Raw genomic sequence first — 19,871 nt, 5'->3', positions numbered from 1 at the left:
AGAGGGTGATTGTTATCCCAGGTCCGCCATTAACACCTTCGAGCGGCGCTGGTAGTTGTACATCTCTTTCTTACTTTCCGGCAGAGAATCAATATCCACCGGCGTGAAGCCGCGCTCCTGGAACCAGTGAATGCTGCGCGTGGTGAGCACGAACAGCTTGCTCAGACCCATCTGGCGCGCCTGTGCCGCCACGCGTTCAAGCAGCAGTTCCCCCCGCGAGGAGCTACGGTAATCCGGGTGCACGGCAACGCACGCCATTTCGCCAATCTGCTCTTCCGGGAACGGATAAAGCGCCGCACAGGCAATGGTCAGGTTATCTCGCTGGATGATGGTGAACTTGTCGATCTCCATCTCCAGCTGCTCGCGGGAGCGGCGAACCAGAATGCCCTGTTGTTCCAGCGGACGGATCAGCTCCAGAATGCCGCCGATGTCATTGATGGTGGCACGGCGGATCTGCTCGGCGCTCTCCATTACGATCTGCGTACCGATCCCGTCCCGGGAGAACAGTTCCTGCAACAGCGCGCCGTCTTCCTGATAGCTGATCAGGTGGCTGCGGCGTACCCCGCTGCGGCACGCTTTGACGGCGCCGCGCAGAAAACGCACGGTACCGGAATAGTAATCGCCTTGTGCTTCCAGCGCTTCGACGCGCGCCTGGGCTTCATTCGGAAAAAGTTCTGGCACAATCACGCCCTCATCGTTCACGACACCCTGTGAGGAGCAAAAGCCGATCATTTTTTCCGCTTTCAGCTTGATGGCCAGCTGGGTGGCAATCTCTTCCGAGGTCAGATTAAAACTTTCACCCGTTACGGAAACGGCAACGGGTCCCATCAGGACGATCGCGCCATTGTCTAACTGGCGGTGAATGGCTTCTTCATCAATGCGCCGGATGCGGCCGCTGTGGCAGTAATCCACGCCATCGTCCACGCCGAGCGGCTGAGCGATGATAAAGTTGCCGCTCACCACGTTGATGTGCGCGCCCTGCAGCGGCGTATTACTCAGGCTCATCGACAGGCGGGCGGTGATATCGAGCTGCAACAGACCCGCCGCCTGTTTGACCAGTTCGAGGGTTTTCGCATCCGTCACGCGGGTATGTTTGTGGTAGATCGGCTCATGGTGATGGGCGGCCAGGTTGGCTTCGATTTGCGGACGTGCGCCATACACCACCACCAGACGGATGCCGAGGCTGTGCAGCAGGCCGATATCATTGACGATACTGGAAAAGTTCTCATGCTCAATGGCTTCGCCGCCAAGCATGATGACAAAGGTTTTCCCCCGATGGGTGTTGATATAGGGAACAGAATGGCGGAATCCCTGGACCAGTTCGGTTCTGCGTTCCTTAACCATGACACAACCCTTAATGAATGTTTATTCGTTATTTATGTATTTTTATTCGATTGTGGCCGCGTGTGCAAGCCAAAATTTTCTGCGACACACAGAAAATAATAAGTAATCCGTGCGTTAACGTATGATTGTTTACCCTTTTATAGATGACAGTTTATGCGTCATTCGTTAAAGTTTTCGGTCAATTTGGGCGTTTTGTTCATCAATCAGATTTCTTGCTCGGGAGAAGCATGTCGGGATCCAATTCAGCAATAAGCCGCCGCCGCCTGTTAAAAGGGGCCGGGGCGATGTGGTTGCTTAGCGTCAGCCAGGTGGGTCTTGCCGCCACAAGCCAGGTAGTCGCGGTGCGCGTCTGGCCGTCGTCGACCTATACGCGCGTGACGGTCGAGTCCAACCGCGTGCTGAAATACAAACAATTTGCCCTCAGCAATCCTGAACGTGTGGTGGTTGATCTCGAAGGTGTGAATCTCAACTCCGTGCTTAAAGGCATGGCGGCGCAGATCCGTGGCGACGATCCTTTTATCAAATCGGCGCGTGTCGGGCAGTTCGATCCGCAAACCGTGCGCATGGTGTTTGAGCTGAAGCAGAACGTGAAACCGCAGCTCTTTGCCCTTGCGCCTGTTGCCGCCTTTAAGGAGCGCCTGGTAATGGATCTCTATCCGGCGAATGCAACGGATATTCAGGATCCGCTCCTGGCGTTACTTGAAGATTACAACAAAGGCGATCTCCAGCGGCAGGTCCCACCTGCGCAAAGTGGTCCTAAGCCGGGCAGGGCGGGGCGCGATCGTCCGATTGTGATCATGCTCGATCCTGGCCACGGCGGAGAAGATTCCGGCGCCGTTGGGAAATATCACACCCGCGAAAAAGATGTGGTGCTGCAAATTGCCCGTCGTCTGAAGGCGTTAATCGACAAAGAGGGCAATATGCGCGCCTACATGACGCGCAACGAAGATGTCTTTATCCCGCTGAAGGTCCGCGTGGCGAAAGCGCAGAAGCAGCGCGCGGATCTGTTTGTCTCTATTCATGCGGATGCCTTCACCAGCCGCCAGCCGAGCGGATCGTCGGTGTTTGCCCTGTCAACGAAAGGGGCGACCAGTACCGCCGCGAGATACCTGGCGGACACGCAGAACGCCTCGGATTTAATCGGTGGCGTGAGTAAAAGCGGGGATCGTTACGTCGACCATACGCTGTTTGATATGGTGCAGTCGCTGACCATTACCGACAGTCTGAAGTTTGGTAAAGCGGTGCTGGGCAAACTGGGCCGGGTCAACAAGCTGCACAAAAACAGCGTCGAGCAGGCCGGATTTGCGGTACTGAAAGCGCCAGATATTCCGTCCATTCTGGTCGAAACCGCGTTTATCAGTAACGTGCAAGAGGAACGCAAGCTCAAGACGGCTAAATTCCAGCAGGAAGTGGCGGAGTCGATTCTGGCGGGTATTCGGGCCTATTTCTCAGACGGGGAAACGCTGGCGCGGCGGGGATAGGGTACTACGCCGGGTATCTCGCCCGGCACTTTCACAAACGGCAGATACAAAAAAACACCCTTAAGGGTGTTTATTGTTTTAAGAAGTGTTGGTTGCGGGGGCCGGATTTGAACCGACGACCTTCGGGTTATGAGCCCGACGAGCTACCAGGCTGCTCCACCCCGCGTCCGTCTTTCTACACTTGTAGAAACTTACTTCTTCAAATTTGATTGGTTGCGGGGGCCGGATTTGAACCGACGACCTTCGGGTTATGAGCCCGACGAGCTACCAGGCTGCTCCACCCCGCGTCCGTCTTTCTACAGTCGTAGAAGATACTTCATCAAATTTTAATTGGTTGCGGGGGCCGGATTTGAACCGACGACCTTCGGGTTATGAGCCCGACGAGCTACCAGGCTGCTCCACCCCGCGTCCGTGGAAGCGCACTATACTCGGATAGGTTTGTGATGCAACCCCTTTTTCGCATAATTCATTATTTTGTATGCAAAATGAACGGGAATAGCCACTTTGGACTATTTTTTGTCCAGAATTTGCCAAAGGGAAGGCGATCGCATTTCATTACCACGATGGGTTTGTTATCTTCATCACGCGGAATTGGGCAACTAAAAGACGAGAAATAATGAAAGGACGTTGGGTGAAGTATCTGATGACAGGCGCAATGGTAGCGATTCTTGCGGCCTGCTCTTCCAAACCGACCGATCGCGGTCAACAGTATAAAGACGGGAAGTTATCCCAGCCTTTCTCTTTAGTTAACCAGCCAGATGCCGTGGGTGCTCCAATCAATGCCGGGGATTTCTCCGAGCAGGTGTACCAGATCCGCAAAGCGTCGCCGCGCCTGTATGGCTCACAGAACAACGTTTATAGTGCAGTGCAGGACTGGCTGCGCGCTGGCGGTGATACGCGCAATATGCGCCAGTTTGGTATTGACGCGTGGCAGATGGAAGGGGCGGATAACTACGGTAACGTTCAGTTTACCGGCTACTACACCCCGGTTGTCCAGGCACGACACACGCGTCAGGGCGAATTCCAGTATCCGATTTACCGCATGCCGCCAAAACGCGGTCGTCTCCCGTCCCGCGCTGAAATCTATGCCGGTGCGCTTAGCGAAAATTACGTGCTGGCCTACAGCAACTCGCTGATGGATAACTTCATCATGGACGTGCAGGGCAGCGGCTATATTGATTTTGGCGACGGCTCGCCGCTGAACTTCTTTAGCTATGCCGGGAAAAACGGCCATGCCTATCGCAGCATCGGTAAGGTGCTCATCGACCGTGGTGAAGTGAAACGAGAAGATATGTCGATGCAGGCGATCCGCGAGTGGGGCGAAAAACACAGCGAAGCGGAAGTGCGTGAGCTGCTTGAGCAGAATCCATCGTTTGTCTTCTTCAAACCGCAGAACTTTGCGCCGGTGAAAGGGGCGAGCGCCGTCCCGCTGATTGGCCGCGCTTCTGTGGCATCGGATCGTTCGATTATCCCGGCGGGTACCACGCTGCTGGCGGAAGTTCCTCTCCTCGACAACAACGGCAAATTCAACGGCAAGTATGAATTACGCCTGATGGTGGCGCTGGACGTGGGCGGGGCGATTAAAGGCCAGCACTTCGACATTTATCAGGGCATCGGCCCGGATGCCGGCCACCGTGCAGGCTGGTATAACCACTACGGGCGCGTGTGGGTGCTGAAGACAGCGCCGGGTACCGGGAACGTATTTAGCGGCTGAGTGTGGTATTCTGAGCGCAAGACGGATTACGGTTCAGGGTGAGGAATACCTCACCCTTTTTACATCTGAGGTTTTATGTCTGTGGTAATCAGCGATGCCTGGCGCCAGCGTTTCGGCGGCACGGCACGGTTATACGGTGAAAAAGCCCTGCAACTGTTCGCGGATGCGCATGTCTGCGTGGTGGGCATTGGTGGCGTGGGTTCGTGGGCGGCAGAAGCGCTGGCGAGAACCGGCATTGGCGCAATTACGTTGATTGATATGGATGACGTCTGCGTCACTAACACTAACCGTCAGATCCACGCCCTGCGTGATAACGTCGGTCTGGCGAAGTCCGAGGTGATGGCGGAGCGTATTCGTCTCATCAACCCGGAGTGCCGCGTAACGGTGATTGACGACTTTGTGACGGCAGATAACGTGGCGGAGTACATGAGCAAAGGCTACAGCTATGTGATTGACGCCATCGACAGCGTGCGGCCAAAAGCGGCGCTGATCGCTTACTGTCGTCGTTACAAGGTGCCGCTGGTGACAACGGGCGGCGCGGGTGGACAAATTGATCCGACGCAGATCCAGGTGGCAGATCTGGCGAAAACCATTCAGGATCCACTGGCCGCTAAGCTGCGCGAGCGCTTAAAAAGCGACTTCAACGTGGTGAAGAACAGTAAAGGCAAGCTGGGCGTGGACTGTGTGTTCTCGACAGAAGCGCTGGTTTATCCGCAGGCGGATGGTTCGGTCTGTGCAATGAAAAGCACGGCGGAAGGGCCAAAGCGGATGGATTGTGCTTCAGGGTTTGGAGCGGCCACCATGGTGACCGCCTCCTTCGGCTTTGTGGCGGTCTCTCACGCCCTGAAGAAGATGATGGCGAAGGCGGAACGTCAGGCCTGAGCCTGACGGGCGGCATCCAGCACCGCGTCGTTTAGCGCAATCAGTCCCTGACCGCGCGAGGCGCTAAGCTGCGTGCGAAGTCCCAGCTCATCAAACAGCGCCAGCGGAGAATGCGCCAGCAGCTCTGCGGCGCTTTTCCCTTCGATTGCGGTCAACAGCACCGCCAGCAGACCGCGAACAATGCGTCCCTCGCTGTCGCCGAAGAAATGCAGTTTCTCACCGGATATGCTAAACCCAAGCCAGACGCGGTTCTCGCAGCCAGCTATATCCTTCGCCTGCGATTTCAGTTCGTCTGACAGCGTGGGCAACTGTTTGCCCAGCAGGATCAACTGACGATATTTATCTTCCCACTGCGTGAGCGGGACGAAGGTCTGTTTTAACGTCTCTTCAGTGATAACGGTGCCGAACGGATGCCCGGCTAAGGCTGAACTTGTCATTAATCCACCAGTAATTCCAGGGCGCGGTCGACGGCGGAAACCAGCGCGTCGACGTCACTTTTTGTGTTGTACGGTGCAAACGAGGCGCGCAGGGTACCGCTCACCCCCATGGCCGCCAGCAGCGGCTGGGCGCAGTGCTGTCCTGCGCGCAGGGCAATGCCGTATCCGGCAAGCAGCGTCACCATGTCGCTATGGTGTACGCCCGCAAAATCAAAGGCGAGCAGGCTGGAGTCCTGGACGCGGAACGAGCGAAACCCGGGGCGTTTCTTAAGCTCTTCTTCTGCCAGCGTCGCCAGGCCCCGGCTCCAGCTTTCAGCCTGAGCCACGTCCGTATCTGCGAGAAATTCGAGCGCTGCGCTCAGACCGATAACCCCTGCCACGTTCGGCGTACCGGCTTCCAGGCGGTAAGGCACATCCTGCGTTTTGAAACCGTCGAAGGTGACTTCGGTAATCATCTTGCCGCCGCCGAGCCACGGCGTCATCCGGGCCAGCAGTTCAGGTTTGCCGTACAGCGCGCCGATACCGGTTGGCCCGTACAATTTATGCCCTGAGAAGGCATAGAAGTCGATATCCAGCGCCTGAACGTCAGCCGGAAAATGCACCACACCCTGCGCACCGTCGACCATTACCACCACGCCGCTGGCATGGGCAATCTCAATGGCGCGCGCCAGATCCGGACAGCCGCCGGTGACGTTGGACATCTGCCCCAGCGCCAGAATACGGCTGCGCGGCGTAATCAGCTCAGGCAGACGCGCCACGTCAGGCAGGAAGTCTGTACCCAACGGGAGTTTTACAACCCGTGCCCCGGTTTGTTCGACCACCATCAGCCAGGGCACCAGGTTGGCGTGGTGTTCCGCCTCGCTGACGATGATCTCATCCCCGGGCTGCAACAGCGGACGCGCGTAACATTGCGCCACCATGTTAATGGCCTCGGTAGTGCCCCGAGTCCAGACGATGTTCTTAGCGCTGTCAGCATTGATCAGGCGCGCGACCTGATCCCGTGCGGCTTCGTATTGCGCCGTTAAGCGCTGCGCGTCGGCATACTGGCTGCGATGCACGTTCCCGGCGCTCAGGCTGTAAAACTGGCGGGTTGCCTCAATCACCGCTTGCGGCTTAAGGGCCGTGGCGGCGCTATCAAGATAAATGCCGGCATCGGCCAGCGCAGGAAACTGTGCGCGAAACTGCGCAGGACTGAAAGCGTTCATGGAATTCCTCATATCGATTCTACGATCGTCGCGCAAATTCATCGGCAGGGCAAGGAAGTTGATATCTATCAGATTTGTCTGCTTATCCTGGCGAGTCTGAAAAAGCAGGTTATGCTAAATAGTGTTAGGCGGATGTTTTAGCCTGTTATAAATCGAGGTTTGAATAGCATTAATTGCTAAAGGAGAATAATCATGAAAAAGACAGCTGCAATCATTTCTGCCTGTGCGTTGACCTTTGCCCTGAGCGCATGTTCTGGTAATAACTACGTAATGCATACCAACGATGGTCGATCTATCGTCTCTGAAGGGAAACCGACAACCGATAATGATACCGGGATGATTTCATACAAAGATGCTAACGGGAACAAACAGCAGATCAATCGCAGTGACGTGAAAGAGATGAAGGAAATCGAGCATTAACAGTTAGATAAGCGAAAAAAAAGCACCGCAAGTTGGCGGTGCTACATTAATCACTATGGACAGACAGGGTAAATGTACAGGAAGTGAAAAATTGGTAGCGTTGCTACCGTGGTCTGAATCGCAGACCAATTGCAAACACAACAACACAACATCACAACCGTAAGCCAAAAGCCCTTCAGAACACGCATTCCAAAAAAAGCTTTTCGTTCCGGCTCAGGAAGTGCCGCCACTATAGGTATTTGCTGGTAGTTCCTCAACGGACAAATTATAATGGCTCAGATAAAAAAAACTAATAGGTTAAACGTTGTTTCCTATATGTTAAATCTCGTTAACATCTAAGCCAGATAACCATGTCCAAGCGATTGCCACCCCTAAATGCATTACGTGTTTTTGATGCAGCAGCACGCCACCTCAGCTTCACCCGCGCAGCCGATGAGCTTTTTGTGACACAGGCCGCAGTAAGTCATCAAATCAAGTCTCTGGAGGATTTTCTGGGGCTTAAGCTGTTCCGTCGCCGCAACCGTTCGTTGCTGTTGACCGAAGAAGGGCAGAGCTATTTTCAGGATATTAAAGAGATTTTCTCCCAGCTGACGGAAGCCACCCGTAAGCTTCAGGCACGGAGCGCAAAAGGCGCCCTGACTGTGAGTTTATTGCCCAGTTTTGCCATTCAGTGGCTGGTGCCGCGACTCTCAAGCTTTAACTCAACTTATCCGGGAATCGATGTACGAATCCAGGCGGTGGACCGTCAGGAAGACAAGCTTGCAGACGATGTGGATGTCGCGATTTTTTACGGTCGTGGTAACTGGCCGGGCTTGCGTGTTGAAAAATTATACGCAGAATATCTGCTGCCGGTCTGTTCACCGCTGCTGCTGACGGGGGAGAAAGCGCTCAAAACGCCCGCCGATCTGGCGCAACACACGCTTTTGCACGATGCGTCGCGTCGCGACTGGCAAACTTATACCCGCCAGTTAGGTCTTAATCATATAAACGTGCAGCAGGGGCCCATTTTTAGCCACAGCGCGATGGTGTTACAGGCTGCCATTCACGGGCAGGGCGTGGCATTAGCGAATAACGTCATGGCGCAGTCCGAAATTGAGGCAGGCCGTCTGGTTTGCCCATTTAACGATGTACTGGTCAGCAAGAATGCATTTTATCTGGTTTGTCATGACAGTCAGGCAGAACTGGGTAAAATAGCCGCTTTCCGGCAGTGGATACTGGCGAAAGCGGCAAGCGAGCAAGAAAAATTCCGCTTCAGGTATGAACAATAACGTTTGTGTGCCGGGCACGCATTAATTCAGGACTTAAACATGACCAGCCGATTCATGCTGATTTTCGCCGCGGTGAGTGGCTTTATTTTTGTAGCTCTGGGCGCGTTTGGCGCGCATGTCTTAAGCAAGTCTTTGGGCGTTGTGGAGATGGGCTGGATCCAGACCGGCCTTGAATATCAGGCGTTCCACACGCTGGCAATTTTTGGGCTGGCGGTGGCGATGCAGCGCCGTATCAGCATTTGGTTTTACTGGAGCAGCGTCTTTCTGGCGCTGGGTACCGTACTGTTCAGCGGCAGTCTCTACTGTCTGGCGCTGTCGCATTTACGCCTGTGGGCGTTTGTTACACCTGTCGGCGGCGTCAGCTTCCTGGCGGGTTGGGTTTTAATGTTTATCGGAGCTATCCGTCTGAAACGCAAGGGCGTTGTTCATGAATAAGGTTGTTTTATATTGTCGCCCGGGGTTTGAGAAAGAGTGCGCCGCGGAAATCACCGATAAAGCGGCGAAGCGTGAAGTCTTCGGATTCGCTCGCGTCAAAGAGAACGCGGGCTATGTGGTATTTGAATGCTATCAGCCTGATGATGCCGACAAGCTGGCGCGCGAACTGCCGTTCAGCTCGCTGATTTTCGCCCGTCAGATGTTTGTCGCGGGCGAATTACTGAAAGATCTTCCGCCGGAAGATCGCATCACGCCGATTGTTGGCCTGTTGCAGGGTGTGGTGGAGAAGGGCGGCGATTTGCGCGTGGAAGTGGCTGACACCAATGAAAGCAAAGAGCTGATGAAGTTCTGCCGTAAGTTTACCGTGCCGCTCCGCGCGGCACTGCGTGATGCGGGAGTGCTGACAAACTACGAAACGCCAAAGCGTCCAGTCGTGCATATCTTCTTTATTGCGCCAGGATGTTGCTACACCGGCTACTCGTATACCACCAATAACTCGCCGTTCTTTATGGGGATCCCGCGTCTGCGCTTCCCGTCAGACGCGCCGAGCCGTTCAACCCTGAAGCTGGAAGAGGCGTTCCACGTCTTTATCCCGGCGGACGAGTGGGACGAACGTCTGGCAAACGGCATGTATGCCGTCGATCTTGGCGCGTGCCCGGGCGGCTGGACCTATCAGCTGGTGAAACGCAACATGTGGGTTTCGTCTGTGGATAACGGCCCGATGGCGCAAAGCCTGATGGACACCGGGCAGGTCACCTGGCTGCGTGAAGATGGTTTCCGCTACCGTCCTACCCGTAACAACATCTCCTGGATGGTGTGCGACATGGTAGAAAAACCGGCGAAAGTCGCGGCGCTGATGGCCTCCTGGCTGGTGAACGGCTGGTGTCGTGAGACGATTTTCAACCTCAAGCTGCCGATGAAAAAGCGTTACGAAGAGGTGTCGCAGAACCTGGCTTATATTCAGCAGCAACTGGACGAACACGGGATTAACGCGGAAATCCAGGCGCGTCAGCTGTATCACGACCGTGAAGAAGTGACGGTGCATATCCGTCGCTGGTGGGCGGCCGTGGGTGGGCGTCGCGACGAGCGATAACGTTTGTAACGCCCGGTGGCGCTGTGCTTACCGGGCCTACAAAATCGTGTAGTTGTTTTAACGTTCTAACCTTAACTGCTGTAAATTCCCGTCCAGCTGTAAATCCGTCTGTAGCGTTGCGATTTCCCGGCAGATAAACGCCATCTCTTTATTCGCCTCCAGCTTTTTGCGCCATTTTTCCGGCACTTCCTCAAGCCTTGCGTAAATCCCTTCCAGATTCTGAAACTCCGTCAGCAGCTGTGAGGCACTTTTGGGTCCAATACCGGCGACACCCGGCACTCTGGAGCTGCTGATCCCCGCCAGCCCCCAGTAATCCGGCAATTGCTCAGGCGATACGCCAAACTCGCTGGCAATAAATGGCGCGTCCAGCCAGCGTTTTTGAAAGTAGTCGCGGATGCGGACCGTTGGAGAGAGCAGCTGGCAGTAGCCTTTGTCGGTTGAAACGATAGTCGCCTGATGCCCGGCGCTCGCGACTTTAACCGCCAGCGTTGCGGCTAAATTGTCAGCCTCATTACCGTGTGCGCCCCAGCACGGAACGCCGCGCTGTTCAAAGGCCGCGCGTATAACGGGCATTTCGGCGTGCAGATCGTCCGGCATCGGCGCACGCCCGGCTTTGTAGTCCGGCAGGCGCTGGTGCCGCCAGCCGGTATTGCGTGCTTCATCGTCGAATACGGCAACAGCGTGGGTGGGTTCGCTATGGCGAATGAGCTGCTCCAGCGCGTGTAAACAGGTGTCCTTGCAGGGGGTGCCCTGTACCGCGTGAATACGGCGAATCAGGTTAAGTGCATCGACGATAAGCAAATGAACGGCCACAGATAATCTCCCTTCTGTCTAATGGGGGAAGGGTAACACTGAGCGCAGCATGAAACTATGAATGGTGGGGAAAACAGGAAGAAGCCTCGCAAAACGAGGCTTCCTGAGAGGCTTAATCGCAGGTAACGATCTTCATCGCCAGGCCACCGCGGGAGGTTTCGCGGTATTTGGCGTTCATATCTTTACCGGTTTCGTACATGGTTTCGATAACCTTGTCGAGACACACGCGCGGTTCACTGGTGCGGCGCAGCGCCATACGGGCCGCGTTCACCGCTTTCACAGAGGCGATGGCGTTACGCTCGATGCATGGCACCTGGACCTGACCGCCGACCGGATCGCAGGTCAGCCCCAGGTTATGTTCCATGCCGATTTCCGCCGCAATACAAACCTGCGCAGGACTTGCGCCCAGCAATTCGGCCAGACCCGCCGCCGCCATAGAGCAGGCTACGCCCACTTCACCCTGACAGCCCACTTCCGCGCCGGAAATCGAGGCGTTCATCTTGTACAGTGAGCCAATCGCACTGGCGACCAGCATATACCGCGCGAGTGAGTTTGCATTCACTTCACGGATAAACTTGTCGTAATACGCCAGGACCGCCGGAACAATGCCGCACGCCCCGTTGGTTGGCGCGGTGACGACGCGGCCACCCGCGGCGTTCTCTTCGTTCACCGCCAGCGCGAACATGTTGATCCAGTCGACAACGGCCATCGGGTCGGTGGTGGTTTTGTCGGTGCTGACCAGCATGCGACGCAGCGCAGCCGCACGACGTGGAACACGCAGTTTCCCCGGCAGCACGCCTTCGGTGGTGATCCCGCGCTCAATGCCGCTGCGCATCACTTCCCAGACGTTTGCGAAGTGCTGTTCCAGCTCCTCTTTGCTGTGCAGGGCCAGCTCGTTTTTCATCATCAGGCCGGAGAGAGAAAGGCCTGTCTCCTGGCAGTGACGCTGTAAATCGGCCGCGTTTTTGTACGGGTACGGCACCTCAACGGCGGAGCCGTTGGTTTGACCAAAATGGTCTTCGTCGACGATAAACCCGCCGCCGATGGAGTAATACGTCTGGCTGTAAACCGCTTTATCGCCGACCAGCGCGGTAATGCGCATGCCGTTTTCGTGCAGCGACAGGTTATCCGCATGGAAATTCATGCAGTGGTCAACCGGGAATTCAACCTCATGCTCGCCGTTCGCCAGCAGCAAACGACCGTGGGTGTTCACGTCCTGGATAAAGCCAGGAATGGAGTCAATATCAACGGTATCCGGCAGGTTACCCGCCAGCCCCATGATAATGGCAATATCGGTATGGTGGCCTTTACCGGTCAGGGAAAGGGAACCGTATACATCGACAACCACGCGGGTGATGTCGTGCAAAATGCCGCGTGCAATCAAGTCATCCGTGAATTGTTTACCGGCTTTCATTGGTCCGACGGTGTGAGAGCTGGAAGGACCAATACCGATTTTGAAGATATCGAATACGCTAATCATGATGCGTCCATTGCTTCAGTCAGAGGGGAGGAGTGCGCCATCCGAAGACGGCGCAGGAGGTATTAGCTGAACAGCGAGTAGAAAATAGCGGAGATGGCAATCAGACCCATCACAACAACGAACACGTTGCTGATATGGCCGCTGTATTTACGCATCGCTGGCACTTTCTGAATCGCGTACATCGGCATCAGGAACAGAATCATCGCGATAATCGGGCCGCCCAGGGTTTCAATCATGCCCAGAATGCTTGGGTTCAGGGTGGCTACCGCCCAGGTGGTCACCAGCATGAACAGCGCGGTGATTTTGTTCAGACGGTTGATTTCAATGCTCTTGCCTTTACCGCGCAGAGATTTAATCACCATACCGTTGAAGCCTTCACGTGCGCCCAGGTAGTGGCCCAGGAAGGATTTGGTGATGGCGATAATCGCGATGATCGGTGCCATCCACGCAATCAGCGGTGCGTTAAAGTGGTTTGCCAGGTAGGACAGAATAGAGATGTTCTGCTCTTTCGCCGCCGCCAGATCCGCCGGGGAAAGGCTCAGCACGCAGCTGAACACGAAGAACATAACTGTCAGTACCATCATGATGTGCGCGCGAGCCAGGATGCTGGAGCACTTCTTCTCTGCGCCATTGCCGTACTCTTCACGCTTCGCCACCGCGAAGGAGGAGATGATTGGCGAGTGGTTGAAGGAGAACACCATTACCGGGATCGCCAGCCACAGGGTCAGTAGCAGGCCGTTACCGGTTGCGGATGCGCTGCTCAGAGACAGAGTTTCCAGCGCAGCGCCGTTCCACTGTGGGATCAGGTACAGCGCCAGCACCATCAGGGCTGCAACAAACGGGAATACCAGCACGCTCATCGCTTTGACAATCATCTGCTCGCCAAAGCGCACGATGGTCATCATACCGACGATCAGGATCAGGGACAGGATCGCACGCGGCGGCGGGGTCATCTGCAGCTGGTGCATCATGAAGCTTTCAACGGTGTTGGTGATAGCAACGCTATACACCAGCAGAATCGGGTAAATTGCGAAGAAGTAGAGCAGGGTAATCAGCTTACCTGCGCCGACGCCGAAGTGTTCTTCAACGACTTCAGTAATGTCTTCGCCCGGGTTTTTACCGGACAGCACGAAGCGGGTCAGGCCGCGGTGTGCAAAGAAGGTCATCGGAAAGGCGATGATGGCCATGATGATCAGCGGGATCAGACCGCCGACACCTGCGTTGATAGGAAGGAACAGTACACCAGCGCCGATTGCCGTGCCGTACAGGCCAAGCATCCACATGGTATCCGTTTTGCGCCAACCGCTTCGGGATTCAATCGAAGCAACGGTGCTGGTTTGAGTGGTTTCCATCTGTATCTCCTGGAGGAAGCAAATTGTCAGGTTTTTAGTCAAATCCGATGAAAAAGTGCCTGACGGTAATATGAAATTCGTTCAGTGACGGTTTTTTAATAATTTTTGCCCGTAACTATTGGCGGGCGGAAAGATACATTCTCGTTATGAATCTATCAGTGATCGCGATCCCAAATGCAATAATCCACTTATGATGTGGGCATATTTAGACCATTTATCTGTTAAAAAAACATCAAAGAGGATTTACGGGCGCGAAGGCTACCATTAACGACATGTTTTCGAAAAGGCTGACCCGCGAGATAGGTGTCTTTCGCTGTAAAGAAATAGGATTTTAGGATTTTCTGGCAGGTAATTTCGATTAAGGCTGATTATTTACGGTTTCAAAAACGAGGTAATCGTTTGCGCGGGCGCCAGATTTGTTAATAACATTGAAGATCGCTATGAATTACATCACTAATAAAAAAGCCGGATGACAATCCGGCTTGAGAGGAGGGAAAGGACGCTTTATTTGATGATTTCGTAACAGGGAATATAGGCAGAACCCGGAAGTTTCATGCGGTGCTGAGCCACAAAGCCCTGCAGCATGTCATCCATGCGGCGCATCATCTCCGGGTCACCGTGGATTTTATACGGCCCGAACTCCTCAATCGCGCGGATCCCCACCTCCTTCACGTTCCCCGCCACGATGCCAGAGAAGGCGCGACGCAGGTCGGCTGCCAGTACTTCCACCGGCTGATCCGGATAGAGTTTGAGGTTCGCCATGTTCTCATGCGACGGCTCGAAGGGGATCTGGAGATCCGGTGCGATACGGATGGACCAGTTAAAGCTGTAGGCATCCCCGGTATCACGACGGTTCTCTTTCACCAGCGGCATCGCTTTTTTCATCTGACGGGCCACTTCTGCGGCATCGTCAATAATAATGCGGTAGTGACGGCGCGCGTCTTCCCCCAGCGTATGCACGATAAATTCGTCCAGCACGCGGAAGTAGTCGGCGCTCTCTTTCGGGCCGGTCAGGATCAGCGGCAGAACCTGATTTTTGTTGGCCGGGTTCATCAGGATCCCGAGCAGATAAAGCAGCTCTTCCGCCGTACCTACGCCGCCCGGGAAGATGATAATACCGTGCGCGATACGGACAAACGCCTCAAGACGTTTTTCGATATCAGGCATAATAATCAGTTCGTTAACCAGCGGGTTAGGCGGCTCAGCGGCGATGATCGACGGCTCGGTCATGCCGATAAAACGGCCTTCTTTATAGCGTTGCTGCGCGTGTCCTACTGCCGCGCCTTTCATCGGCGCTTCCATCGCGCCAGGACCGCAGCCGGTACAGATGTTCAGCTCGCGCAGGCCGAGCTGATTACCCACGCGGCGGGCGTACAGGTATTCGGTTTCGTTAATGGAGTGACCACCCCAGCAGACGACCATGTTCGGCGCTTCGCCAACGTGCAGGGCGCGGGCGTTACGCAGAATGGAGAAAACCAGGTTGGTGATATGAACGGAGCTTTCCAGATCGAGATGCTGGAAACGACCGGCGTTGCTGAACTGTCCGTTAACAAACAGGATGTCGCGCAGCACGGCAAAAAGGTTGGCCTGAAGTGAGCGAATAATACGCCCATCGACAAACGCCTCTTCCGGCGGGTTGATCACTTCCAGCTTCACCCCGCGCTCGCGGCGCAGCACATTGATATCAAAACTTTCGAAGCGGGACAGCAGCTCTTTACTGTTGTCGGTCAGGCTTCCGGAGTTCAGTACAGCAAGTGAACAGTTACGAAACAGTTGATACAGGTCGCTACTGGCGGTGCGTTTAAGCATGTCCACTTCCAGTTGCGACAACATATCCATAGAGCCAAGCGGGCTAATATGTGTAATCAAGTGAGCTCCTTATGGGACGATTATCGTCTTTCCCTGTTGATTACAATAGCCCTGGCTTATGACGTTTCACAACACTTCGGGCGGAATACCGCCCGCATATTGTGAAAATATTTATCTTACTGGCGCACCAGCCGTCCGGTGGCAGGCACAAAATCGGTATTGGTGCGCCATGGGTTAATGTCCAGGCCGCCGCGACGGGTATAGCGGGCATAAACGCTCAGCTTTTCGGGCTGGCAGAAACGCTGGATGTCATTGAAGATGCGTTCCACGCACTGCTCGTGGAATTCGTTGTGATGACGGAATGACACCAGGTAACGAAGCAGCTTTTCCCGGTCAATCTGCGGGCCGCGATACTGGATCTGTACCGAGCCCCAGTCCGGCTGATGGGTGATAAGGCAGTTGGATTTCAGCAGATGGCTGACCAGCGTTTCGTCGACCACTTTTCCGCCCGCCGCGTTTTCCAGATAGTCGGTGCTAAATTCGTAGCTCTCCACATCAATGTCCTGATCGTCGATGCAGGTGCCGTGGAAACGGGCGATGGGCTGACCTTCCAGCTCATGCAGACGGTATAACGAGACGGTTACGTTCCCCTGCGCGCACGCGCTTAAATCACGTTCAAGCGTCTGTTGTACCTCGTCCCAGCTGTTAAATTTGGTCTGGTTAAAGCTGTTGAGATAGAGCTTAAAGCTCTTGGATTCAACCAGGTTTACGCTGGCGTAATCCAGCTCGACATGGCCCACGGCCACCTGCGGCAGACCGCGCGCATTCAGCCAGGAGAGTTCGTACAGCGTCCAGATGTCGCCGCCGACGAACGGCAGCGCGTCGGCATGAAGGCCAAGCGGATCGCGGTTCAGACTGCGCGGCACACCCTGAAGCAGGCTTGCGTCGTAGGTGTCGCGGTAATCGGTCGATTTACCCAGCGTTAAGCCCGTTAACGCCTGATGATTTTCGTAAGACATGTTTCATAGCCACTTTACAGGTACACTTAGGGGCTGAGTTTATCCTGTCTTACAAGAAGAGAGAAATCGGTGGATATCGAAACTGCAAATGCCCTGACGTCCTTCACGACCCGCTATTGCGATGCCTGGCATGAAAAGCGGGGGACGTGGCCGCAAAGTACTGACTTATATGGCGTGCCGTCACCGTGCATTATCGCTTCGCAGGATGATTACGTTATCTGGCAACCGAAACCGTTCACGGGCGAGCAGAATGTAAATGCGGTTGAACGCGCAATGGACATTGTGATACAACCTGCGCTTCATGCAATTTATACCACGCAGTTTGCCGGGGATATGACTGCATGTTTTGCAGGACAGCCGCTGACGCTGCTGCAAACCTGGAGCGAAGACGATCTTCAACGCGTTCAGGAAAACCTCATTGGTCACCTGGTCACGCAAAAACGCCTTAAGCTCTCCCCGACTCTCTTTATTGCGACGCTCGACAGTGAACTGGACGTCATTTCAGTCTGCAACCTGTCTGGCGAGGTCATTAAAGAGACGCTCGGCACCCGCAATCGCGACGTTCTCGCGCCTTCTCTTGCGGATTTTCTTACCCGACTTGAGCCGCTTCTGTAATCCATGATGCTACTGGACGTGTGAGAGATCTCTTACACGCACTGTGAGACATCGCCGAAACAATTAGCATTGTCTTAGGGATTTCAGATTAATATTAACTTCCCTTTCAACAGGTTAGCGATTTCCTGAAACGATTATCCCCGTTTCGCCAGGCTTACCTTGCTCACAGGATGGGTTGTAAGACGAGGCAGAATAGCGGATTCTATCTGTGTCGACAGGATGCCGACGCGAGAAACGAACATCAGGATGATGGCGTTTCTCACCAGGAACACGTCAGGACGACGCCGCAGGAAGGCTTCAGGATGAAGCAAAGTGGATCACGCAGGATGCGTAAGGGACACCTCCAGGAAGGAGAACGTGAGCCGGTCAGGATGGTCGGTGGGTCAGGATGGCCAGGACGTTTCAGGACGAAACCTACACGTCAGGATGATGTGAGCAGGAAGCAAAAGGTAAAGGGATGACCAGGCCTTCGGGCATCAGGAAAAGTTGTCACGGATGAGCAGGGAGCACGTATTGTAGCTGGAATGCTGCGAAACGAACCGGGAGCACTGTTTTTACAGTGCTCCCTTTTTTTATTTCTGTCTTCCGCAATGCTATGCTTCGCGCCATTCCGTTTTTCAGTTGAGGTTACTATGACGCATCACGATAGCGTTCGTGCGCAGTTGCACGCCATCGAAGCCCTTATGCGCCAGCATCAGCTGTGGCAGGAAAGTGCGCCGCAGCCAGACGCGTTCGCCAGCACCCAGCCGTTTTGTCTGGATACGCTGTCTCCATTCGAATGGCTCCAGTGGGTATTAATTCCGCGCATGCACGCGCTGCTGGAAGGGGGACACGCGTTGCCCCAGGCGTTTGCCGTCTCTCCCTATTACGAAATGGCGCTGGAGGCGACTCACCCGGCGCGCGACGTTATGTTGGTTGAGCTGGAAAAGCTGGATACGCTTTTCGCCGGTGACGATGCATGACGCTTGAGATCCTGTATCAGGATGAGTGGCTGGTGGCGGTGAATAAACCGTCCGGCTGGCTGGTACACCGAAGCTGGCTCGATCGCGATGAGAAAGTGGTTGTTATGCAAACCGTGCGCGACCAAATCGGTCAGCACGTCTTTACTGCCCACCGTCTGGATCGGCCAACCTCTGGCGTTCTGCTGATGGGGCTTTCCAGTGAGGCCGGGCGCCTGCTGTCGCAGCAGTTTGAACAGCACCAGATCCAGAAGCGCTACCACGCCATTGTGCGCGGCTGGCTGACGGATTCCGCCACGCTGGATTATCCGCTGGTGGAGGAACTGGATAAAATCGCCGATAAATTTGCCCGCGAAGATAAAGGTCCGCAGCCTGCGGTGACCGACTATCGCGGTATGGCGACCACAGAACTGCCGGTGGCGACCAGCAAATTTCCCACTACGCGATACAGTCTGGTTGAGCTTTTGCCCAAAACCGGGCGCAAGCACCAGCTTCGCCGCCACCTTGCACATCTGCGCCACCCAATTATCGGCGACAGCAAGCACGGCGATCTGCGGCAGAACCGCAGCGCGGCAGAGCACTTTGGCTGTAACCGACTGATGCTGCACGCCAGCGAGCTAAGCCTGACGCACCCGTTTACCGGCGAACCGCTGACTATTCGCGCGGGGCTGGACGAGGTCTGGATGCAGGCGCTGTCACAGTTTGGCTGGCTGGGACAACTCACCGAAAATGAAAGGGTTGAGTTTGCCGCAGGCAACGTTCAGGATGAACAGCAAGCGCAATAATGACGGGAGCAAAGCATGGCTGAAGTAGGTATTTTTGTCGGCACGATGTACGGCAACTCGCTGCTGGTTGCGGAGGAAGCAGAAGCAATCCTCGTCAATCAGGGCCATAAAGCAACGGTCTATGAAGACCCGGAGCTGGCGGACTGGGAAAAGTATAAAGATAAATACATTCTGGTGGTGACCTCCACCACCGGGCAGGGCGATCTCCCGGACAGCATCGTCCCGCTTTTCCAGGGCATTAAAGACCAGCTTGGCTATCAGCCAGATGTTCACTATGGCATCATCGCCCTCGGCGATAGCTCTTACGCCAATTTTTGCGGCGGCGGTAAGCAGTTCGACGCGCTGTTGCAGGAACAGCACGCTCAGCGGGTCGGCGAGATGTTACTGATTGATGCTGGCGAGCACCCCGAACCGGAAAGCGAGTCAAATCCCTGGGTTGAACATTGGGCCACGCTCCTGAACTAACCCTGTACTATACGAGCTGTAGGCCGGGTAGGGCGTAGCCGCCACCCGGCAACGAAGCTGCACCATATCCTCAATTCCGTGAAGTATCTTCCACCACTTTGGGCTTATGCCCCAAACCACGTTCCCCACGCCCGTCAATGTTGTGTTCCTGCACGGTGAGAGAACCGGTCACTCCTTCATATACTTTTCCCGTCACTATAAAACGGCTTCGGGCCGTACCAAAACCAAACACAAATCTCTCATTCTGATTACCCTACAGGTGCTGTACAGAATGAACCAGGCGAAAGCTATGTTT

20 protein-coding genes and 3 tRNA genes are annotated in these 19,871 nt (G+C 54.9%); 11 read left to right on the top strand and 12 right to left on the bottom strand.

Features of this window, described 5'->3' with window-relative positions; all coding sequences use genetic code 11:
- Positions 1 to 12: 12 nt before the first annotated feature.
- Complete coding sequence (gene argA, locus L2Y28_RS17480) at positions 13 to 1,344, bottom strand: amino-acid N-acetyltransferase (protein ID WP_022649227.1); 1,332 nt, start codon at positions 1,342 to 1,344, stop codon at positions 13 to 15.
- Positions 1,345 to 1,571: 227 nt separating this feature from the next.
- Here argA and amiC point away from each other — a divergent pair, with 227 nt between their 5' ends.
- Positions 1,572 to 2,825 (top strand): N-acetylmuramoyl-L-alanine amidase AmiC, encoded by a 1,254-nt coding sequence (gene amiC, locus L2Y28_RS17475; protein ID WP_022649226.1) that lies wholly within the window; start codon positions 1,572 to 1,574, stop codon positions 2,823 to 2,825.
- A gap of 89 nt (positions 2,826 to 2,914) precedes the next feature.
- On the opposite strand, the gene L2Y28_RS17470 is transcribed toward amiC, so the two are convergent.
- From L2Y28_RS17470 to L2Y28_RS17460, 3 genes are all read right to left on the bottom strand, one after another.
- Positions 2,915 to 2,991: transfer RNA gene (locus tag L2Y28_RS17470), tRNA-Met, on the bottom strand.
- A gap of 44 nt (positions 2,992 to 3,035) precedes the next feature.
- Positions 3,036 to 3,112 (bottom strand) — tRNA-Met (locus L2Y28_RS17465).
- A gap of 44 nt (positions 3,113 to 3,156) precedes the next feature.
- A tRNA-Met gene (locus L2Y28_RS17460) sits at positions 3,157 to 3,233 on the bottom strand.
- A gap of 208 nt (positions 3,234 to 3,441) precedes the next feature.
- Here L2Y28_RS17460 and mltA point away from each other — a divergent pair.
- Entirely contained in the window at positions 3,442 to 4,539 is a 1,098-nt protein-coding gene (gene mltA, locus L2Y28_RS17455) for a murein transglycosylase A (RefSeq protein WP_022649225.1), read from the top strand.
- A 75-nt stretch (positions 4,540 to 4,614) separates the two neighbouring features.
- Entirely contained in the window at positions 4,615 to 5,421 is an 807-nt protein-coding gene (gene tcdA, locus L2Y28_RS17450; protein ID WP_006811804.1) for a tRNA cyclic N6-threonylcarbamoyladenosine(37) synthase TcdA, read from the top strand.
- Here the strand turns inward: tcdA and csdE are convergent.
- Both csdE and csdA read right to left on the bottom strand, forming a co-directional pair.
- Complete coding sequence (gene csdE / locus L2Y28_RS17445) at positions 5,412 to 5,858, bottom strand: cysteine desulfurase sulfur acceptor subunit CsdE (protein ID WP_022649224.1); 447 nt, start codon at positions 5,856 to 5,858, stop codon at positions 5,412 to 5,414. The two genes, tcdA and csdE, sit on opposite strands and share 10 nt — an antisense overlap.
- The gene (gene csdA, locus L2Y28_RS17440; RefSeq protein WP_022649223.1) at positions 5,858 to 7,063 is read right to left on the bottom strand and encodes a cysteine desulfurase CsdA; all 1,206 of its coding nucleotides are present in this window, start codon (positions 7,061 to 7,063) and stop codon (positions 5,858 to 5,860) included. The genes csdE and csdA overlap by 1 nt, the downstream gene beginning before the upstream one ends.
- Positions 7,064 to 7,255: 192 nt before the next feature.
- Here csdA and L2Y28_RS17435 point away from each other — a divergent pair, with 192 nt between their 5' ends.
- The 4 genes from L2Y28_RS17435 (at position 7,256) to rlmM (ending at position 10,279) form a co-directional block, all read left to right on the top strand.
- Positions 7,256 to 7,483, top strand: a complete 228-nt coding sequence (locus L2Y28_RS17435) for a YgdI/YgdR family lipoprotein (RefSeq protein ID WP_015571738.1) — start codon at positions 7,256 to 7,258, stop codon at positions 7,481 to 7,483.
- Between the two features lie 350 nt (positions 7,484 to 7,833).
- Positions 7,834 to 8,751 carry a glycine cleavage system transcriptional regulator GcvA gene (gene gcvA, locus L2Y28_RS17430; protein ID WP_022649222.1) on the top strand — a complete coding sequence of 306 codons (918 nt, stop codon included), beginning with the start codon at positions 7,834 to 7,836 and terminating at the stop codon, positions 8,749 to 8,751.
- A 39-nt stretch (positions 8,752 to 8,790) separates the two neighbouring features.
- A complete protein-coding gene (locus L2Y28_RS17425; RefSeq protein WP_003862756.1) occupies positions 8,791 to 9,186 on the top strand; it encodes a DUF423 domain-containing protein in 396 nt (131 codons plus the stop codon).
- A complete protein-coding gene (rlmM, locus tag L2Y28_RS17420) occupies positions 9,179 to 10,279 on the top strand; it encodes a 23S rRNA (cytidine(2498)-2'-O)-methyltransferase RlmM (RefSeq protein WP_022649221.1) in 1,101 nt (366 codons plus the stop codon). Before L2Y28_RS17425 ends, rlmM begins: the two co-directional genes overlap by 8 nt.
- Before the next feature lie 57 nt (positions 10,280 to 10,336).
- Here the strand turns inward: rlmM and xni are convergent, their stop codons facing one another.
- The 5 genes from xni to queF form a co-directional block, all read right to left on the bottom strand.
- Positions 10,337 to 11,092 (bottom strand): flap endonuclease Xni, encoded by a 756-nt coding sequence (xni, locus tag L2Y28_RS17415; RefSeq protein WP_058655649.1) that lies wholly within the window; start codon positions 11,090 to 11,092, stop codon positions 10,337 to 10,339.
- Between the two features lie 112 nt (positions 11,093 to 11,204).
- On the bottom strand, positions 11,205 to 12,572 hold the full coding sequence (locus L2Y28_RS17410; protein WP_022649219.1) for an L-serine ammonia-lyase: 1,368 nt from the start codon (positions 12,570 to 12,572) through the stop codon (positions 11,205 to 11,207).
- Positions 12,573 to 12,634: 62 nt separating this feature from the next.
- On the bottom strand, positions 12,635 to 13,924 hold the full coding sequence (locus tag L2Y28_RS17405; protein ID WP_022649218.1) for an HAAAP family serine/threonine permease: 1,290 nt from the start codon (positions 13,922 to 13,924) through the stop codon (positions 12,635 to 12,637).
- A 504-nt stretch (positions 13,925 to 14,428) separates the two neighbouring features.
- Positions 14,429 to 15,793, bottom strand: a complete 1,365-nt coding sequence (ppnN, locus tag L2Y28_RS17400; protein WP_022649217.1) for a nucleotide 5'-monophosphate nucleosidase PpnN — start codon at positions 15,791 to 15,793, stop codon at positions 14,429 to 14,431.
- A 116-nt stretch (positions 15,794 to 15,909) separates the two neighbouring features.
- A complete protein-coding gene (gene queF, locus L2Y28_RS17395; RefSeq protein WP_022649216.1) occupies positions 15,910 to 16,752 on the bottom strand; it encodes an NADPH-dependent 7-cyano-7-deazaguanine reductase QueF in 843 nt (280 codons plus the stop codon).
- A 69-nt stretch (positions 16,753 to 16,821) separates the two neighbouring features.
- Here queF and syd point away from each other — a divergent pair, with 69 nt between their 5' ends.
- Entirely contained in the window at positions 16,822 to 17,367 is a 546-nt protein-coding gene (gene syd / locus L2Y28_RS17390; protein WP_022649215.1) for a SecY-interacting protein, read from the top strand.
- Positions 17,368 to 17,501: 134 nt separating this feature from the next.
- Here the strand turns inward: syd and L2Y28_RS17385 are convergent, their stop codons facing one another.
- On the bottom strand, positions 17,502 to 17,678 hold the full coding sequence (locus L2Y28_RS17385) for a hypothetical protein (protein WP_154816618.1): 177 nt from the start codon (positions 17,676 to 17,678) through the stop codon (positions 17,502 to 17,504).
- Between the two features lie 321 nt (positions 17,679 to 17,999).
- On the opposite strand from L2Y28_RS17385, the gene L2Y28_RS17380 reads away from it, so the two are divergent.
- The 3 genes from L2Y28_RS17380 to L2Y28_RS17370 are packed head-to-tail and all read left to right on the top strand — an operon-like array spanning position 18,000 to position 19,576.
- On the top strand, positions 18,000 to 18,329 hold the full coding sequence (locus L2Y28_RS17380) for a YqcC family protein (RefSeq protein WP_022649214.1): 330 nt from the start codon (positions 18,000 to 18,002) through the stop codon (positions 18,327 to 18,329).
- On the top strand, positions 18,326 to 19,111 hold the full coding sequence (gene truC, locus L2Y28_RS17375; RefSeq protein WP_022649213.1) for a tRNA pseudouridine(65) synthase TruC: 786 nt from the start codon (positions 18,326 to 18,328) through the stop codon (positions 19,109 to 19,111). Before L2Y28_RS17380 ends, truC begins: the two co-directional genes overlap by 4 nt.
- 15 nt (positions 19,112 to 19,126) lie before the next feature.
- A complete protein-coding gene (locus tag L2Y28_RS17370) occupies positions 19,127 to 19,576 on the top strand; it encodes a flavodoxin (RefSeq protein WP_022649212.1) in 450 nt (149 codons plus the stop codon).
- The last annotated feature ends 295 nt before the right edge of the window (positions 19,577 to 19,871 follow it).

The sequence above is a fragment of the Enterobacter sp. JH25 genome (assembly GCF_021725435.1).
GTDB lineage: Bacteria > Pseudomonadota > Gammaproteobacteria > Enterobacterales > Enterobacteriaceae > Enterobacter > Enterobacter intestinihominis.
The sequence above is the reverse complement of the archived record's forward strand: the minus strand, read 5'-3'. Positions and strand labels throughout refer to the sequence as shown.

Bases quoted from the DNA above. Each gene is read 5' to 3' on its own strand.
- csdE (WP_022649224.1), bottom strand. From the start codon at position 5,858: ATGACAAGTTCAGCCTTAGCCGGGCATCCGTTCGGCACCGTTATCACT.
- amiC (WP_022649226.1), top strand. From the start codon at position 1,572: ATGTCGGGATCCAATTCAGCAATAAGCCGCCGCCGCCTGTTAAAAGGG.
- gcvA (WP_022649222.1), top strand. From the start codon at position 7,834: ATGTCCAAGCGATTGCCACCCCTAAATGCATTACGTGTTTTTGATGCA.
- L2Y28_RS17405 (WP_022649218.1), bottom strand. From the start codon at position 13,924: ATGGAAACCACTCAAACCAGCACCGTTGCTTCGATTGAATCCCGAAGC.
- csdA (WP_022649223.1), bottom strand. From the start codon at position 7,063: ATGAACGCTTTCAGTCCTGCGCAGTTTCGCGCACAGTTTCCTGCGCTG.
- L2Y28_RS17425 (WP_003862756.1), top strand. From the start codon at position 8,791: ATGACCAGCCGATTCATGCTGATTTTCGCCGCGGTGAGTGGCTTTATT.
- L2Y28_RS17380 (WP_022649214.1), top strand. From the start codon at position 18,000: ATGACGCATCACGATAGCGTTCGTGCGCAGTTGCACGCCATCGAAGCC.
- mltA (WP_022649225.1), top strand. From the start codon at position 3,442: ATGAAAGGACGTTGGGTGAAGTATCTGATGACAGGCGCAATGGTAGCG.
- L2Y28_RS17410 (WP_022649219.1), bottom strand. From the start codon at position 12,572: ATGATTAGCGTATTCGATATCTTCAAAATCGGTATTGGTCCTTCCAGC.
- rlmM (WP_022649221.1), top strand. From the start codon at position 9,179: ATGAATAAGGTTGTTTTATATTGTCGCCCGGGGTTTGAGAAAGAGTGC.
- queF (WP_022649216.1), bottom strand. From the start codon at position 16,752: ATGTCTTACGAAAATCATCAGGCGTTAACGGGCTTAACGCTGGGTAAA.
- L2Y28_RS17370 (WP_022649212.1), top strand. From the start codon at position 19,127: ATGGCTGAAGTAGGTATTTTTGTCGGCACGATGTACGGCAACTCGCTG.
- L2Y28_RS17435 (WP_015571738.1), top strand. From the start codon at position 7,256: ATGAAAAAGACAGCTGCAATCATTTCTGCCTGTGCGTTGACCTTTGCC.
- argA (WP_022649227.1), bottom strand. From the start codon at position 1,344: ATGGTTAAGGAACGCAGAACCGAACTGGTCCAGGGATTCCGCCATTCT.
- truC (WP_022649213.1), top strand. From the start codon at position 18,326: ATGACGCTTGAGATCCTGTATCAGGATGAGTGGCTGGTGGCGGTGAAT.
- tcdA (WP_006811804.1), top strand. From the start codon at position 4,615: ATGTCTGTGGTAATCAGCGATGCCTGGCGCCAGCGTTTCGGCGGCACG.